10 protein-coding genes are annotated in these 16,544 nt (G+C 31.0%); 2 read left to right on the top strand and 8 right to left on the bottom strand.

Features of this window, described 5'->3' with window-relative positions:
- Positions 1-28 precede the first annotated feature (28 nt).
- From infC to ACTTA6_RS06860, 3 genes are read right to left on the bottom strand one after another with little or no spacing between them, the layout of a single operon-like run.
- Positions 29-574, bottom strand: coding sequence for a translation initiation factor IF-3 (gene infC, locus ACTTA6_RS06870; protein WP_075505925.1), 546 nt, complete (start codon positions 572-574; stop codon positions 29-31).
- Positions 575-2,491 carry a threonine--tRNA ligase gene (gene thrS / locus ACTTA6_RS06865; RefSeq protein ID WP_262590114.1) on the bottom strand — a complete coding sequence of 639 codons (1,917 nt, stop codon included), beginning with the start codon at positions 2,489-2,491 and terminating at the stop codon, positions 575-577.
- On the bottom strand, positions 2,492-3,646 hold the full coding sequence (locus ACTTA6_RS06860) for a glycosyltransferase family 4 protein (RefSeq protein WP_262590113.1): 1,155 nt from the start codon (positions 3,644-3,646) through the stop codon (positions 2,492-2,494).
- 42 nt (positions 3,647-3,688) lie between these two features.
- On the opposite strand from ACTTA6_RS06860, the gene ACTTA6_RS06855 reads away from it, so the two are divergent.
- Positions 3,689-4,435 carry an alpha/beta hydrolase gene (locus ACTTA6_RS06855; protein WP_440613512.1) on the top strand — a complete coding sequence of 249 codons (747 nt, stop codon included), beginning with the start codon at positions 3,689-3,691 and terminating at the stop codon, positions 4,433-4,435.
- On the opposite strand, the gene gltB is transcribed toward ACTTA6_RS06855, so the two are convergent.
- Positions 4,428-8,933 carry a glutamate synthase large subunit gene (gltB, locus tag ACTTA6_RS06850; protein ID WP_440613513.1) on the bottom strand — a complete coding sequence of 1,502 codons (4,506 nt, stop codon included), beginning with the start codon at positions 8,931-8,933 and terminating at the stop codon, positions 4,428-4,430. The two genes, ACTTA6_RS06855 and gltB, sit on opposite strands and share 8 nt — an antisense overlap.
- Positions 8,933-10,372, bottom strand: a complete 1,440-nt coding sequence (locus ACTTA6_RS06845) for an NAD(P)-dependent oxidoreductase (protein ID WP_075506061.1) — start codon at positions 10,370-10,372, stop codon at positions 8,933-8,935. Before ACTTA6_RS06845 ends, gltB begins: the two co-directional genes overlap by 1 nt.
- A gap of 164 nt (positions 10,373-10,536) precedes the next feature.
- On the opposite strand from ACTTA6_RS06845, the gene ACTTA6_RS06840 reads away from it, so the two are divergent.
- The gene (locus tag ACTTA6_RS06840; protein WP_440613514.1) at positions 10,537-11,319 is read left to right on the top strand and encodes an undecaprenyl-diphosphate phosphatase; all 783 of its coding nucleotides are present in this window, start codon (positions 10,537-10,539) and stop codon (positions 11,317-11,319) included.
- On the opposite strand, the gene ACTTA6_RS06835 is transcribed toward ACTTA6_RS06840, so the two are convergent.
- From ACTTA6_RS06835 to aceE, 3 genes are read right to left on the bottom strand one after another with little or no spacing between them, the layout of a single operon-like run.
- Positions 11,316-12,209 carry a DMT family transporter gene (locus tag ACTTA6_RS06835; RefSeq protein ID WP_440613515.1) on the bottom strand — a complete coding sequence of 298 codons (894 nt, stop codon included), beginning with the start codon at positions 12,207-12,209 and terminating at the stop codon, positions 11,316-11,318. The genes ACTTA6_RS06840 and ACTTA6_RS06835 overlap by 4 nt on opposite strands.
- Positions 12,210-12,215: 6 nt before the next feature.
- Complete coding sequence (locus ACTTA6_RS06830) at positions 12,216-13,478, bottom strand: 2-oxo acid dehydrogenase subunit E2 (RefSeq protein ID WP_440613516.1); 1,263 nt, start codon at positions 13,476-13,478, stop codon at positions 12,216-12,218.
- The gene (gene aceE, locus ACTTA6_RS06825) at positions 13,478-16,519 is read right to left on the bottom strand and encodes a pyruvate dehydrogenase (acetyl-transferring), homodimeric type (protein WP_440613517.1); all 3,042 of its coding nucleotides are present in this window, start codon (positions 16,517-16,519) and stop codon (positions 13,478-13,480) included. Before aceE ends, ACTTA6_RS06830 begins: the two co-directional genes overlap by 1 nt.
- Positions 16,520-16,544 lie beyond the last annotated feature (25 nt).

The raw sequence follows: 16,544 nt of genomic DNA, 5'->3' as shown, positions 1-16,544 counted from the left end.
GTTTAAATTTTACAACCTCTATTAAGGCTTATAAAGGTTGAATTACCATAATCATTTGCTTCCCATCAAATTTGGGTTGCAACTCTACTCTACCAATATCCTTCATATCCTCTTTAATTTTACCCATCAGTTCATTGCCTAAATGAGAGTGTTGGAGCTCTCGCCCTTTAAATCTGATAGTAAATTTAACTTTATCTCCTTTAGAGATAAATTTTTTTGCATTTTTGACCTTAAATTCGTAATCATGAGTTTCTGTTACAGGTCTCATTTTAATTTCTTTTAATGAAATTATTTTTTGTTTCTTTTTTGCAAGATTTGCTTTTTTTTGAGCATCATATTTATACTTACCCATATCCATGATTTTACATACTGGTGGGTTAGCATTGGGTGCGATTTCAATTAAATCTAATCCTTGGTTTTTTGCCATTGATATAGCTTCGTTAGTACTGATCACTCCAAGATTTTCACCATCACTCGCAATTACTTGAACATCCGGTGAAGATATTCGGTTATTAGATCTTGGACCTCTATCCTTTGTTCTTCTTTGAAAGTAATTTTGTTTGAAATCTGCCACTTAGTTTGATGATGCTTTATTTAAAGCAGAGAAAGTTTTTAAAAATGAATCTATATCCATATTTTCTTGTTTATTAGAGTCTAACCTTCTAATCGTTACTGAATTGGAGTCAACTTCTTTTTTACCACAAATTAATAAAAGAGGTATTTTTGCTAAAGAATGATCTCTAATTTTATAGTTTAAATTATTATTTTTAATATCAACTGCAGAACTTATGCCCGCATCTTTAATTTTTTTAGATACTTCTATTGCGTAATCATTAAATTCTTCTGAAATTGGAATTACCATTGTTTGTAAAGGTGAAATCCAAAAAGGAAATTTACCAGCATAATTTTCAATCAATATTCCAATAAATCTTTCTAGAGAACCGAATAGAGCTCTATGAAGCATAACAGGAACTTTTTTTGTTCCGTCCTTATCAACATATGATGCATCTAATCTTCCAGGTAAATTTAAATCAACTTGTAAAGTTCCACATTGCCAATCTCTTCCGATAGCATCTCTTAAAACAAATTCAATTTTTGGCCCATAAAAGGCACCTTCACCTTTATTAATACTATATTCTAACTTAGAAGCTTTAACTGCTTCAAGAAGTGAAGCTTCTGCCTTATCCCAAACCTCATCATCTCCAACTCTAACCTCCGGTCGATCAGCATATTTTAAAATCACATTTTCAAAACCAAGATCTTTATAAATATCTAATATTAAATTTGTTACATTTAAACACTCACTCGTAATTTGATCTTCTGCACAAAAAATATGCGCATCATCTTGTGTAAAAGCTCTTACTCTAAGCAAACCATGTAAAGCACCTGATGGTTCGTAACGATGAACCTTACCAAATTCTGTGATACGTAATGGAAGATCTCTATAACTTTTCAATCCTTGATTAAATACTTGTATATGACCTGGACAATTCATTGGTTTTATCGCAAAGACTTTTTCATCAGGAGTTTCTGATGTGTACATATTTTCTCCATACTTTTCCCAGTGACCAGATTTTTCCCACAATTGTCGGTCTAAAATTTCAGGTGTATTTACCTCTTTGTATCCAGCAGCATCCTGTCTGCTTCTCATATAATTAATTAATTTTTGAAATAATGCCCACCCTCTCTCATGCCAAAAAACTGAGCCTGGACTTTCTTCTCTAAAATGAAACAAGTCCATTTCTTTTCCTAATTTTCTATGATCTCTTTTTTCTGCTTCTTCTATTCTTTTTAGATGCTCATCTAAATCTTTTTGAGAAGCCCAGCTTGTACCATAAATTCTTTGAAGCATTTCATTGTTTGAATCACCCCTCCAATAAGCTCCTGAAACTTTCATTAATTTAAAGTATTTACCTATTTTACCTGTTGAAGAAAGATGAGGTCCTCTACAAAGATCATGCCAATCTCCATGAAAATAAATTGAAACATCCTCATTCTCTGGTATTGCCTCAATTAACTCGGCTTTATAGATTTCACCTTTTTTTTTAAAATGATCTATGGCTTTATTTCTATCCCAAACTTCTCTTTTGGTAATCTCGTCTCGATCAACAATTTCTTTCATTTTATTTTCAATCTTTGCTAAATCATCTTCTGTAAACGGATCTTTTCTAGCAAAATCATAATAAAATCCGTTTTCAATTACAGGGCCAATCGTAACTTGTGTTCCTGGAAACAATTCTTGTACTGCCATTGCTAATATGTGAGCAGTATCGTGTCTAATGGTTTCTAGACCCTCAGGATTTTTAGATGTAAAAATTTTTACTGAACAGTCTTTCTCAATTAGATGTTCTAAGTCTTTTAACTCACCATCTACACTTATCACCATTGCTTGTTTAGCTAATGATTTGCTAATTTTTTCTGCTACTTCTAATCCAGTAACTTTATTTGGGAAATCAATATTATTTCCATCAGGTAATGTAATTATAGGCATTTAATTTATTAATCTTTTATACTCTGAATAAGTAGAAAAGCACATTTTTTCAACATTAAATTTTTGAACTATATTTTTTCTTCCTTCAACACCAATTAATTTTAATTGAGTTTCGTCAATTGTCAGTGTTTTTAAAATTTTCTGACTTAAAGACTTTGCATCACCCGCTTTAAATAAATAACCTGTTTTTTCATCAATGACAGTCTCATTAGAGCCACCAATATTACTCGCAATAATTGGTTTCTCCATAGATTGAGCCTCTACAGAAACTCTACCAAAAGCTTCTGGTTCAATAGAAGCTGAAACAATTATATCAGACACTTTGTAAGCTAATGCCATATCTTTGCAGTGATCGATAAATCTTAGCTGTTTAGTTAACCTATATTGTTCTGAAAGTCTTATTAGTTTTTTTTTATACAAGTCTCTTCCCTGATCACTTCCAAGGATAACAGCATAAAATGCCTCATAACCTAATTCAATATTTGCCAGATTAATTGCTTCAATAAATACCTCTTGTCCCTTCCAGGTAGTTAATCTACCAGGCAAAAGTATAATCTTTTTATCTTTTTCTATTTCCCATTGTTTTAATAATTTTTTTTCTTCAGTTTCAAGTTTTGTAGTAGGATCAAAATAATCAACATTAATTCCCCTAAATACTACTAATAATTTTTTTTTTTGATTTAAATAATTTGAATAATTTTCTTTGATGTGTGAAAAAATAAAATTTGATCCTGCAATAATTAAATCAGATCGAACCATTACTGAATTATATAATTTTTTCAAATTACTTTTAAAATTATAAGTTCCATGAAATGTAGTTACAAACTTTCTGCTTGTTATCTTGGAGGCTATTAAACAAGACCATGCAGGCGCTCTACTTCTGGCGTGTATGATCGAAATATTATTAATTAAAATAATAAAAGTTAAAATTATTGCATTAATTAAAATTAATATTGGATTTTTACTCTGAACTGGAAGTCTAAAAACTTTTACTTTATTTTTATCTACAAATTTAAGTAACTCACCACCACTAGTAACTATAAATGACTTACAACCGTTTTCTGGCAAATAGTGAGCAATATCATAACAGCCGGTCTCTGCACCACCATATCCAAGTTTTGGTATTACTTGCAAAACTTTTAAATTAGATGACATTTGATATGATTATATATTAATTAGCAATTCTTATAAACGATTATGGCAAATTTCAGATTCCACAAAATTTCAAAGACTAAGAAAATTAGACATATTTGTAAAATTTATAAAAATTCTCCATTCATAGTTTTCTTGCATGGATTTATGTCAGATCTTGAGGGAAAAAAGCCAGAAGCTTTTTTAAAATTTGCAAGAAAAAATAAAATAGGTTTTCTTGCTTTAGAATATTCAGGTCATGGAAAATCTACAGGTAAATTCACAAATGGAAATATTTCAAAATGGACTAAAGAAACTTCTATATTGATAAATAAATATATAAAAAATAATAATTTTTATGTCATTGGTTCAAGTATGGGCGCTTGGATTGCTTTAAGACAATTTAAAATATTTAAAAAACAAATTATTGGATTTTTGGGAATTGGCTCGGCACCTGAGTTTTTAGAAAATTTGATGTGGAAAAAATTCTCCAAAAAAATAAAGCAAGAAACAATCCAAAAAGGTATATATCACCTAAAACATGGGAATTATGAGTATCCAATCACTTATCAGCTTATAAAAGATGGAAGAAAAAATAGAGTTTTAAATAAAAAAATAAATTCAAAAATTAATGTTACTATGGTGCATGGTGAGTATGATGAAGCTGTACCGGTAAGTTATTCTAGAAAAGTTTTAAAACTATTTCCAAAAGCAAAAAAGAAATTGATCATTGTAAAAAAAGGTGACCATAGCTTATCAAATAAGAAATGGCTTAATATAATCTTAAAAGAATTAAAATTATTAATTAACTAACTTCTTTTATAACTTTTTTTAAGCTGATAGGGTTTTTCAGTTTATCTAACATTTCTTTAGGACAAACCTGAATGAAATTATTAATTTCATTATAATAATTTTCAATTATTTCTTTAGATAACAAAGATCCTGTCTCTTCATGGTGTTCTTTGATTAAATTTTTTAAACTTTCTTTCCAATAATCTGTTTCAACATTCTGCCAAACTACTGACTCTGGGTTTACTTTTTTTTCAAATTCTTTTGATTTGTCATAGATAAATGCCATACCACCTGTCATACCAGCAGCAAAGTTATCTCCAACATCTCCTAGAATTACTACAGTTCCACCAGTCATATACTCACATCCATTCGAGTCACATCCCTCAATAACTGTAACTGCACCTGAATTTCTTACAGAGAATCTTTCACCAGCTTGACCGGCTGCAAAAAGTTTTCCAGATGTTGCTCCGTATAGAACTGTATTTCCTAAGATAGTATTTTCATTTGAAACTAAGTTACTTTCCTCTGGTAGTCTTATAGAAATTGTAGCTCCTGAAAGACCTTTGCCGACATAATCATTTGCATCACCTTTTAATACTAACTTCAAACCTTTGGATGAAAAGGCTCCAAAAGATTGACCAGCTGATCCTTTAAAGTTTAATACTAAAAAATTATCATCAAGTTTTTCATAACCATATTTTTTATATAAATGATGAGAAATTCTTGTCCCAACTGCTCTATGTGTATTTTTAATTAAATATTCTTTTTCAATTTTTTCAGAATTATCTAAAGCCTTTTCAATCTCCGGCCATATTTCTTGGTCTAGAGTATCTGGCACTGAATTAATTTCTTGGTTTTCACAATATCTAGTATTGTTCCCAGTATCTGCTTGAACAAATAAAGGATTTAAATCTAAATCATCTAAATTATCTGAACCCTTGCTAACTTGTCTAAGTAAGTCAGTTCTACCAATAATATCATTTAATGATTTAAAACCTAATTTAGCTAAAATTTCTCTAACCTCAGTTGCTATAAACGTAAATAGATTAACAACCTTATCTGGTGTTCCAGTAAATTTTTCTCTTAATTTTTCATCTTGAGTACAGACACCAACGGGGCATGTATTCGAATGACATTGTCTTACCATTATGCATCCCATTGCAACTAGAGCAGTTGTTGCAACTCCATACTCTTCTGCACCCATCATGGCTGCTATAACAACATCTCTACCTGTTTTAATCCCTCCATCAGTTCTAAGTGTAACTGTGTGTCTAAGATTATTTAATGTTAAAACCTGATTAGCCTCTGTTAATCCCATCTCCCATGGAATACCTACGTATTTTACACTTGTTTGCGGAGTAGCTCCAGTTCCACCGTTATGTCCTGAAATTAATATTATGTCTGCTTTTGCTTTGGCAACTCCTGCAGCAATAGTCCCAACTCCTGAGGAAGCAACTAGTTTTACTCCAATTCTTGCTTTTGGATTAATCTGTTTTAAATCATAAATAAGCTGCGCAAGATCTTCAATTGAATAAATATCGTGGTGTGGTGGAGGAGAAATTAGTGTTACTCCAGGCGTTGAGTGTCTTAACTTTGCTATTTCATCGGTAACTTTGAAACCTGGGAGTTGTCCACCTTCTCCTGGCTTTGCACCTTGTGCAATTTTTATTTCAATCTCATTGCAATTGTTTAAATAATTAACTGTTACACCAAATCTTGCTGAAGCTATTTGTTTTACTCTTGAGTTTGCACTATCTCCATTATCTAACACTTTAAATCTTTTTTCATCTTCACCACCTTCACCACTACAAGAAGCACCTTTAATTCTATTCATGCCTGTAGCCAAAGTTTCATGTGCCTCTTTAGATAAAGCACCATGAGACATGCTTCCACTTCCAAATCTTTTTAAAATATTTTCTATTGGTTCTACTTCTGAAATATCTATAGCTCCCTTTAATTTTTTTTCTCTAAAATCAATTAAGTCCCTCAAATTTATTGGTGGTAAATTATAAATACCCTCTGCATATCTTTTATAAGCGTCATAAGAATTAGAACCAACTGCACTTTGAAGTAAATGTATTAGTTTGCCTTGATATTGGTGTGTTTCTCCATTTTTTCTATATCTATAAATCCCTCCAATAGGAAGAATTGTATCAGTGCTTTCAAATGCTTCTTTGTGAATTGCTCTTATTTTTTTTTCGATTCCAGTAAGTCCAATACCAGAAATTTTAGATACAACTCCTGGAAAATAATCTGAAACAATAGTTCTACTTAATCCAACAGTCTCAAAATTGCATCCACCTCTGTAAGAACTTAAAACAGAGATACCCATCTTAGACATAATTTTTAATAAACCTGCATTGACAGATTTAATGTATCTTTCAACACATTCTTCAAAGCTAAACTTTCCAAATAATTTTTTTTCAAATCTTTGATATAAACTGTCGAACGCCAAATAAGGATTTACTGTTGTTGCTCCAACACCAATTAAAGTTGCAAAAGAGTGTGTATCTAATGCTTCTCCAGATTGGACATTGATTGACACATACCCTCTTAATTTTTTCTCAATTAAAAAAGAGTTAATTGCACCAACTGCAAGCAGCATTGGAATTGGAAGTTTTGAAATTGATAAATCTTTATCGCTAAGAATTAATTGTGTAACACCTTGTCTAACAGCAATTTCTGCATCTTTTTGAATTTTTTTAATAGCTTCGTACAAACTGTTACTTTCTTCAAAAGTACAATCAATTATTGTTGAATTATTTCCAAAAAAATTGATGAATTTTTCAAACTGAGAATTAGATAAAATTGGGCTATTAAGAACATAAATATTCTGTTTTGTTAAATTATCAAAATCTAGAATATTGCCTAGATTTCCAAATCTTGTTTTTAAACTCATCACTTTGTTTTCTCTTAAAGAATCTATTGGTGGATTTGTAACTTGGCTAAAATTTTGTCTAAAAAAATGATACAGAGGTCTATATTTATCTGATAGCACAGCTAAAGGGGTGTCATCGCCCATTGATCCTGTAGCCTCTTTTGCATCCTCAGCCATAGGGTGTAAAATTAATTCAAGATCCTCTAAACTAATTCCAAAAGTATATTGTCTTCTTCTTAAATCATCCCCTGAAAAAGAATTTTTCTCATCTTCAATCGTTAGTTTGTCATCTAAATCAATAATTTGTGAATTAAAATGTTTATACTCTTTTGCTAAGTAATCCTTAATTTGTTTATTAGTAAATACTTTACCTTTTTCTATTCTTACTCCTATAATTTCTCCAGGACCTAATCTTCCTTTTGATAAAATTCTTTTTTCATTTAGCTCGATCATCCCAGTTTCTGAGCCTGCAAACAATAACTTATCCTTAGTGATTGCATATCTTAGAGGTCTTAATCCATTTCTATCGTTTGCTGCAATAACCCACTCATTGTCAGTTCCAGCTATAGCGGCAGGTCCATCCCAAGGTTCCATTGTGCTATTTAAAAAATTGAATAATTGCTGATGATCTTTTGGTAAAGTCTTATTCTTCTTAGACCATGCATCAGGAACTAACATTAATTTAGCTAATGGTGCAGGTTGACCTGAAATGTTTAATAATTCGAAAACATTATCTAAAGCCGCAGAATCTGAGGCTCCTTGTTGAATAACTGGCTTAAGATTTTCTATATCATCAAATAATGGACTATTCATTTCTTGTTCATGAACTTTCATCCAATTTTTATTTCCTCTATAAGTATTAATTTCTCCATTATGTGCAATTGCTCTGAATGGTTGAGCAAGATTCCAACTTGGAGCTGTGTTGGTTGAAAACCGCTGATGAAATATTGCATATCTTGATACAAACCTTTCATCATTTAAATCTAGATAAAATTCTGAAATTGCTTCGGCTAAGAACATTCCTTTGTAAATAATTGACTTTGAACTTAAGGAACAAATATAAAAATTATTTAATGATTTTTTGAAAGCTTCGTTTTCGATTTTTCTTCTTGTCTCATAAATTTTTCTCTCCAAATCTTTATTTGTAAGTTCTTTATTATGAGGTTTGAAAAGTACCTGAATAATTTCAGGCATAGTTTGAAAAGCTTTTTCACCTAAAACCTTTGGATTAACGGGAACTTGTCTCCATCCATAAATATTAAAATCATTTTTCGTTAGTTCGCTTTCAACAATTGTTTTACAGCTCTCTTGTGCTGCATAGTCATTACGTGGAAGAAAAATCATTCCTACGCAGATTTCAGAATTATCGTGCGTGTGTCCAGTAACCTCAATTTTTTCAATAAAAAAATCTTTTGGAATTTCTACGTGAATTCCAGCTCCATCTCCTGTTTTCCCATCAGCATCTACCGCACCTCTATGCCAAACAGCTTTTAAAGCTTCAATTCCATATTCAACTACATTCCTCGATTTTTTTCCCTCAGTGGAAGCTATTAAACCTACTCCACAAGCATCATGCTCCATATCCTCAGAATAGACATTATTTTTCTTAAGTAGATCAAAATTTTTTTTATAAGTTTTCATTAAGCAACTTTTTTCTCATTTTTAGATTTTGTTTCTAAATAATTTTTTATGGAATCTGCTGCGTCTCTACCATCTTTAATTGCCCAAACAACTAATGAAGCTCCTCTAACTATATCCCCAGCAGCAAAAACGCCACTTAGATTAGTTTCCATAGTATCAAAATCAGTTTTTATTGTTCCCCATTTTGTAACTTGAAGTTCATTGCTATCGAATAAATTAGGTAAATCCTCTGGATCAAATCCAAGAGCTTTAATAACCATATCTGCTTTTATTTCATAACTTGATCCTTCTTGTACTTCGGGTTTTCTTCTACCAGTTTCATCTGGTTCACCTAACTTTATTTGATCTACAAGTAAATTTTCTACCTTATTAGTTCCTTTAAATTCTTTAGGACTAGATAGCCATACAAATTCAACACCTTCCTCTTCAGCATTTGCAACTTCTCTTGCTGAACCAGGCATATTTTCTTTATCTCTTCTGTATAAGCATTTTACTGATTTTGCTTTTTGTCTTACTGAAGTTCTCACACAATCCATTGCAGTATCACCTCCACCAATTACAACAACATCTTTTCCCTCTGCATTTAGAATTCCCTTATCAAATAATTCAACCTCATCACCCAATCCTTTTTTATTTGATGCTGTAAGAAAATCCATTGCTGGAAAAATATTGTCTAAATCATTACCTGGTAAATTAACTTCTCTAGCTTTGTAAACTCCTGTTGCAATTAATACTGCATCATGTTTTTTTCTTAATTGCTCTAAACTTGCATCCTTGCCAACTTCGAAATTTTGTATGAATTCTATTCCACCATCTCTTAAAAGCTTTGTTCGTCTTTCAACTATTTCTTTTTCTAATTTAAAATTTGGAATTCCATATATTAATAATCCTCCAGCTCTATCATAACGATCGTAAACTGTAATTTTATACCCATTTTTTCTTAACTGTTCTGCCGCTGCTAATCCCGCAGGACCAGCTCCTATAATTCCGACACTTTGATTTTTTTCATTTGTAACTTCGATTGGTTTAACCCAACCTTGTTCCCAAGCGTTATCTGTTATATATTTTTCAACGGAACCAATTGTAACTGTTCCATGACCAGACTGTTCAATTACACAATTCCCCTCGCATAATCTATCTTGCGGACAGATTCTTCCACAAACCTCAGGCATATTGTTAGTGCTTTGGGAAAGCTCATATGCTTCTTTTAATCTTCCTTCAGCAGTTAACTTTAGCCAATCAGGAATATTATTACTTAAAGGACAATGAACCTGACAGAAAGGAACTCCGCACTGAGAACATCTACTTGATTGTTCTTTAGCTTTTTCGTTGATATATTCGTCATATATCTCGTTAAAATCCTTTTTTCTTTGATCAACTTCCCTTTTAGGTGGAGTTTGCTGACCTATTTTTACAAATTTTAGCATTTTGTCAGTCATAAAAAATATAATTTTCGGCAAATTATATAATGATTTTATTAAATAAAGCATTAAATAGGTCAAATTTATTGACCTTTAATCTCTCATTTTTGTTATAAATAAACAGGTTTCTAATAAATGCATAGCTACTATGATCAAATCGTATTGTTTGAAATATAAGCTTTATGAGCTACGAAGAAATTATGTTTCAAAATATTATAGAAGTTTTAATCCTTTCAGCAATTCAAGGGATCTCGGAATTTCTTCCAATAAGTTCTTCTGCACATTTAATTTTAGTTTCAAGTTTATATGAATTTAAATCTAGCTCATTACTAATTGATATTAGCCTTCATCTAGGATCTCTTGTTGCAATAGTGTATTATTTTAAAGAAGAGTTATTAAACATTAATAAAAATAAAAGACTAATAAGTTTAATTATTATTGGGTCTATTCCATTAATAATCTTTGGATATATTTTATACACTACAGGACTAATTTATAGTTTACGAAACATTGAAACTATTGCATGGACAACTTTAATATTTGCAATTGTTTTATACATTTCTGACAAAAGTCGTTTTGATAAAAAAATTTCTACAAATTTAAATATTCAATCAATTCTATTTATAGGGGTAATGCAAATTTTATCATTGATACCTGGAGTAAGCAGAGCAGGCGTTACAATAACAGCTGCAAGGATTTTAAAGTTTAATAGAGTGGATTCGAGTAAAATATCTTTTTTACTATCTATCCCAGCATTAGTTGCTGCAAGTGTACTTAGTTTAAAAGATATTTTTAATCAACCAACAGAATTTAATTATTTGGTAATAATTGCAATTATATCTTCTTTTATTTTTTCTTTTTTAACAGTTAAATATTTTTTAATATTTATAAATAAATTTTCTATGAATGCATTTGTAATTTATAGAATAATAATTGCTTTAGTATTGTTTAGTTTAATTTATTAAATTTTTTTTCTTTTTATAAGTGGGAGTAATTGTGATAATAAAACTCCACACAAAATGAAAAAACATCCAAGTATATTATTTATATCTAATACTTGATTTAAAATAAACCATGCAGCTACAGTTGCAAATACACCCTCAAGGGAGAAAATAATTGCTGCTGGTGCAGGTGTGATATTTTTTTGTGCATAAATCTGTAATACAAATGCAAATCCTCCAGATAATATTCCAGCATATAGTATAGAATATATTTCCATTAGAATGTTGTTCCAAACAAATTCTTCATAAAGAATTCCAATGAAAAAAGATAAAATAGCTACGATTAAAGTTTGAATTGCTCCAATTGTCAGTGGAAGATTGTATTTAGAAATAATAATTCCAGTAAATATAATATGTGTGCTCCAAAATAAAGCTCCTAGTACAACCAAAGTATCTCCCAACCTAACAGTTACATCGTAAAAATTTGTTAATAAATATCCTCCAATTAAACATAAAATTACTGAAGGCCATACACTCCAATGAATTGATTTTTTTCCAAACAAATAAATTATGATAGGCACCATAGGTACATAAAAAATCGTAAAAAAGGCTGCATTTGCAACATCTGTATAGAGCAAAGCAACCTGTTGTAATGCAGAACCTAAAAATAAGGATAATCCTATTAAAGACACATAAATTACAAATGTTTTTTTATCTGTTTTTAATTCTGGTTTAAAATTTTTTAATTCAAATAAAATTACAAGTGGGGTAATAGCTAAAAAACCAACAAAAAATCTAACAGCATTAAATGTGAAAGGACCAATATTGTCCATGCCAGTATCTTGAGCAATAAAAGTTGTGCCCCATATAAAAGTACATAACAAGGCACTAAATAGGGAAATGGGTTTGGACATTTTAGATTATACAGCTAGCTTATAAGCAAAATTTTTGCCTAAGTTTTCTTTAAGATCATTGTTAAATCTTGCTGCCTCAGCACCATCAATAATTCTATGATCATAAGACAAAGATAACGGTAGCATTGTTCTAGTTTGAAACTTTCCATTTATATAAATTTGTTTTTTCTCTGATCTTCCTAATCCTAAAATTGCTACTTCAGGATAATTTATTATTGGTGTAAAAAATGATCCACCTATTCCCCCCAAACTAGTAATGGTCATCGAACCACCAAACAATTCTTTTTTGTCTATTTTTAAATTTCTACAAAGCTCGCTTACCTCTCTCAACTCTCTACTAATATGAGAAATTTTTTTATTATTAGCATTTCTAATTTTTGGAACCATTAGTCCATTTGGAGTGTCTACAGCTATACCTATATGGTAATATTTTTTCATTGTCATTTTACCTGTTTCAATTTCATCAATTGAAGAATTAAAACTTGGAAATTTTTTTAACGAAGCAACTAAAGCTTTTACAATAAATGCTAAAGGAGTAATTTTAATTTTTTCTCCCGTATAAATATCAGTCAAAGAATTTCTGAAGCTTTCCATTTCTGTAATATCAGCCTCATCATGATTTGTAACATGAGGTATGGTGGTCCATGAATTTGTTAAATACTTTGATGATAATTTTTTTACTCTTGGTATATCTTTGGTCTCTATTTCACCAAAATCTGAATGCTCAAATTCATTTTTAATTTTGTTTGATTTTTTTTCCTCAACAACTTCAGCTTTATTGTTTGATCTTAATGCTACAAATTTTTTGATATCTTCTTCAACAACTCTTCCATCTCTCTCACTTCCTAAAACTTTATTTATATCTATACCGAGTTCTCTAGCAAATTTTCTAGCTTTTGGGCTTGCTGATGAAATGTTAGATACATTATTTAAAACTTTAGTTTCTTGTTGAACTTCAGGTTCTATTACTTCAATTTTTTTAAAATCTTTTTCTATTATTGGCTTCTGTTCAACTTTTTGATTTATCTGTGATGACTTTTCTAAAGTTAAAATTAAATCTCCTTCAGATACTTTATCTCCAACTTTTATATTTAAGTTAGAAATTTTACCCTCAAAACTAGATGGTATTTCTACGCTAGACTTATCACTTTCTATTGTAATTAAGGGGTCATTTTTTTTAATTGATTGGCCTTTTTTTACTAATACCTCAATAACCTCAACATCTTTGAAATCTCCAATATTTGGTACCTTAATTTCAATATCTGACATTATAATTTTGTTGGCATAGGTTTATCGCCATCAATTTTGTATTTTTTCATAGCATCTTTTGCATATTTTGAAGCTATCAATTGTTCTTTTGCTAAAATGCTTAATCCATAAGCTACTAAATGTTCTTTATCTACCTCAAAGAATTTTCTTAAATTTTTTCTAGTATCACTTCTTCCAAAACCATCTGCGCCTAGCGAATAAAAGCTCTTATTGTTTGTGTAAGGTCTTATTTGATCAGAGTTCATTCTCATATAATCAGATGCTGCCATAATTGGTCCTTCAGTACTTCCAAGACATTGCTCTACATATGATTTTTTAGGAGTTTTGTCCGGATTTAGAAGGTTGTATCTTTCAACTTCCATCCCATCTTTTCTTAACTCATTAAAACTTGTAACACTCCATATTTCACTATCAATTTGATAGTCGTTTTGTAAAATTTCAGCTGCTGACATCATCTCTCTTAATATCGTTCCTGAGCCTAAAAGTTGAAGTTTTGTTTTTTTATATTTGTTAAATTCCTTTATCTTATACATTCCTTTAAGAATTCCCTCTTCACAATTTTTATCCTTAGGCATTTCAGGATGTGAATAATTTTCGTTCATAGTTGTAATATAATAAAAAACATTTTCTTTCTTCTCATGCATTCTTCTTAGACCATCTCTAAAAATAGTTGCTAATTCATAATGAAATGTAGGATCATAAGTTATACAATTAGGAATTGTTGATGCAATCAAATGACTATGTCCATCTTGATGTTGTAATCCTTCACCTGCTAATGTTGTTCTTCCGGCTGTTGCACCAACTAAAAAACCTCTAGCCTGGCTATCACCAGCAGCCCAAGCTAAATCTCCAATTCTTTGAAATCCAAACATAGAATAAAAAATGTATATCGGAATCATTTCAATATCATGATTTGTGTAAGCAGTTGCAGCTGCTATCCAAGAAGACATCGCTCCTGCCTCATTAATTCCTTCTTCAAGTACCTGTCCACTTTTGTCTTCTCTATAAGAACTTAGTTGTGCGGCATCTTCGGGCTCATATTTCTGTCCTTCATGAGCGTATATTCCAATTTTTTGAAAAAATCCTTCCATACCAAATGTTCTTGCTTCATCTGGGATAATTGGAACTAATCTAGGTGAAATATTTTTATCTCTTAACAAATTTGTTAACATTCTTACCAGCGCCATTGTGGTAGACATTTCTTTTTCACCAGTTGAAACTTTCATAAAATCAAAAATATCTTTTGATGGTGCTTTAATAGATTTTGCAAAGGTTGATCTCTCTGGCAAATAACCTCCCAATTTAAGTCTTCTCTCCTTTATGTATCTAATCTCTGGAGATTTCTCATCAGGCCTAAAGTATTCTATGTTTCTAACTTGTTCATCAGTTAGAGGAACATCAAAGCGATCTCTATAATACATAAGATCATCCACATCTAATTTTTTAGTTTGGTGAGTAGTGTTTACACTTTCACCTGTTTTTCCCATTCCATATCCCTTGATTGTTTTTGCAATAATAACTGTTGGACTTCCTTCGTTTTTAATTGCTTTATCATAAGCTGCGTATACCTTATGGGGATCGTGCCCTCCTCGATTTAATCTCCAAATATCTTTATCTGACATAGATGAAACCATCTCCAAAGTATCTGGATTTTTTCCAAAAAACTTTTCTCGTACATATGCACCATCTCTTGCTTTCATAGCTTGGTATTCACCATCTACAGTTTCATTCATAATTTTTACTAATTGACCAGTTTTGTCATTAGCTAATAATGAGTCCCAATATGAACCCCAAATAACTTTTATTACATTCCATCCAGCGCCTCTGAAGCTACCTTCAAGTTCTTGTATAATTTTTCCATTTCCTCTTACAGGTCCATCAAGTCTTTGAAGATTACAATTAATTACAAAAATTAAATTATCCAATTTTTCTCTAGCTGCTAATCCAATTGCACCCATGGACTCTGGTTCATCCATTTCACCATCTCCTAAAAAAGCCCAGACCTTTCGTCCCTCATCTTTAATCAATCCTCTATTGATTAAATATTTCATGTATCTTGCTTGATAAATTGCAAGCATTGGTCCTAACCCCATCGAAACAGTGGGAAATTGCCAAAAATTTGGCATTAGCCAAGGGTGAGGGTATGAAGATAATCCTCCAGGTTTTACTTCCTGTCTAAAACTATCTAATTGTTTCTCAGTTAATCTACCCTCTAAAAATGCTCTAGCATACATTCCAGGTGCACTGTGTCCTTGGAAATATACTAGATCACCTCCAAATTTATTGTTTTTTGCTCTCCAAAAATGATTGATTCCAACATCATATAAAGTTGCAGCAGATGCAAAGGTTCCTATGTGTCCACCTAATTCTGGAAATTTTTTGTTAGCTCTTACTACCATTGCAGCTGCATTCCATCTGATCAGAGATCTTATTCTTCTCTCAATATTTTGGTCTCCATTTGATTTTATTTCAGCCTCAGGAGGAATGGTATTTATATACGGAGTATTTTGGGTGTAAGGAATATTTGCTCCTTCACGATAGGCTTTGTTAATTAATTCCTTAATTAAAAAATGAGCTCTTTGATTTCCATCTTTTGAAATTACTGCAGATAAAGACTCTAGCCAATCTTGAGTTTCTAAAGGATCTGTATCTAATCCATTTGTAACTTGAATTATAGATTGTTTTTTTTCTTTAGCTGGCTCTGGAACATTCACCAGCTCCTCTTTATTTACAGCCATAGCTTCTTCAGCTTGTTTAATAATATTTTCTGTATCTTTAGGAAGATCACTCTCTGGGAGACTTTTGGTTGAATTGCTTAAACTTAAAAGTAAATCACCTTTTGAAACTTTATCACCTACTTTGACATTAATAGTATCAATTTTTCCTGAAATAGTTGATGGAATTTCAACACTAGATTTATCACTTTCAATTGTGACTATTGGATCATTTTCCTTGATCGTGTCTCCTGGCTTTACAAGTAATTCTATTACCTCAACATTCTCAAAATCACCGATGTCAGGAACAAGTAGTTTTTCGCTCATTATTTAAAAGGCTTATACACTCAAA

The organism is Candidatus Pelagibacter sp. HIMB1636 (assembly GCF_052047675.1).
Lineage (GTDB): Bacteria > Pseudomonadota > Alphaproteobacteria > Pelagibacterales > Pelagibacteraceae > Pelagibacter.
Note: the sequence above shows the minus strand (reverse complement) of the source record. Positions and strands in the feature narration are given on the sequence as shown.